2 protein-coding genes are annotated in these 1,629 nt (G+C 73.8%); both read left to right on the top strand.

Going from position 1 to position 1,629, the window contains the following annotated elements:
- Nucleotides 1-685 (top strand): polynucleotide kinase (locus ACFW1I_RS08255; protein WP_384667379.1); only part of this gene is annotated, 685 nt, incomplete at its 5' end.
- A 52-nt stretch (nt 686-737) separates the two neighbouring features.
- Complete coding sequence (locus tag ACFW1I_RS08250; protein ID WP_384667375.1) at nt 738-1,475, top strand: VOC family protein; 738 nt, start codon at nt 738-740, stop codon at nt 1,473-1,475.
- Nucleotides 1,476-1,629: the final 154 nt, after the last annotated feature.

The following is a 1,629-nucleotide window of genomic DNA, read 5'->3' as shown; positions in this document are numbered from 1 at the left end:
CGTCGACAACACCCATCTCACCCCGCACATCCCGCGGCGGCTGAAGGCCGCCCTGGCCGGCCGCGAGGCCACCTTCGTCGTGCACGACTTCACCGCCGTGCCGGTCGACGAGTGCGTGCGCCGCGACGCGGCCCGCGAGCGGTCCGTGGGCGAGGAGATCATCCGCGTCCTGGCCGAGAAGCACGCCAAGGCCACCCGCGGCGGCTGGCGGCTCACCGACGACTGGCTCAACGACCGGCCCGCGGTGACCCCGTACGTCCCCGACACGGCGCTGCCGTCGGCCGTCCTGTGCGACATCGACGGCACGCTCGCGCTGCGCGGCGACCGGGGCCCGTACGACTTCACCCGCTGCGACCTCGACCTCCTCAACCTCCCGGTCCGCGAGGCGCTGCGCGCCTTCCGCGCCTCCCACCAGGACCGGATCGTGCTGCTGTCCGGCCGCAGCGAGGACCATCGGGCGCTGACCGAGGCGTGGCTGGAGCGGTACGAGGTGCCGTACGACGAGCTGTGGATGCGCGCCTCGGGCGACGGCCGCTCCGACGACCTCGTGAAGGCCGAGCTGTTCGACGCGCACGTCCGCCACCGCTACGCGGTCCGGGTGTCGCTCGACGACCGGGACCGGGTGGTGGCGGTGTGGCGCCGGATGGGCCTCCCAACCTGGCAGGTCAACTACGGCAACTTCTGATCCCGCCGGGTGCCTCCGCCCGCCTTCCGGCAGACCTTCTAGGATCTTCGGCATGGCGACACGACTCGTGCAGATCAACATGAAGGCCCAGGACGACGCCGCGCTCGGGCGGTTCTGGGCGGAGGCCCTCGGGTGGGGTGTCGACAGCGAGGGGCCCGGGGTGACCAACCTCGAACCCGTCGGCTTCCGCTACCCCGACGCCACGGCCGTCTGCATCGACATCGTCTCCCACCCGGAGCCCAAGACGGTCAAGAACCGGGTGCACCTCGATCTAACCACCACCTCCGACGCCCATCAGGCGGAGCTGGTCGCACGCCTGAAGGATCTCGGCGCGACGCTCGCCGACGTGGGGCAGGGCGACGTCCCCTGGACGGTGATGGCCGACCCGGAGGGCAACGAGTTCTGCGTCCTGGAGCCCCGTCCGGTCTACCGGGGCACCGGGCCGATCGCCGCGGTGGTCGTCGACTGCGCCGACCCGCGGGAGATGGCCCGGTTCTGGGGCGCGGCGACGGACTGGACGGTGCACGAGGTCACCGACGAGGTCGCCTCCCTGCGCTCCGCCCGGGGCGTCGGCCCCTACCTGGAGTTCATCCGCACTCCCGACGCCAAGAGCGTGTGGAACCGCGTCCACCTGGACGTCCGCCCCTACCCCGGTGACGATCCGGCCGCGGAGGAGGCCCGGCTGCGCGCCCTGGGCGCCACCGACCCCGACTTCGACGGGGCCTCGGTCCCCTGGACGGTTCTGGCCGACCCCGAGGGCAACGAGTTCTGCCTCCTGTCGCCGCTCTGACGCGGTTCCCCGACGCAGCTCCGGCGCGGCCCCCGACGCTCCAGGATCGCGAGCGCCGGGGGGCCCCGGCCGCCCTGCCCCCCCCCCCCCCCACCGCGGCGGGGGGACGCGGGGGGCCGCGGGGGCTGGGGGCCGGGCGGGGTGGGGGTGTTTT

It is taken from the genome of Streptomyces sp. NPDC058955 (assembly GCF_042741435.1).
Classification (GTDB): Bacteria; Actinomycetota; Actinomycetes; order Streptomycetales; family Streptomycetaceae; genus Streptomyces.
Note: the sequence above shows the minus strand (reverse complement) of the source record. Positions and strands in the feature narration are given on the sequence as shown.

Bases quoted from the DNA above. Each gene is read 5' to 3' on its own strand.
- ACFW1I_RS08250 (WP_384667375.1), top strand. From the start codon at position 738: ATGGCGACACGACTCGTGCAGATCAACATGAAGGCCCAGGACGACGCC.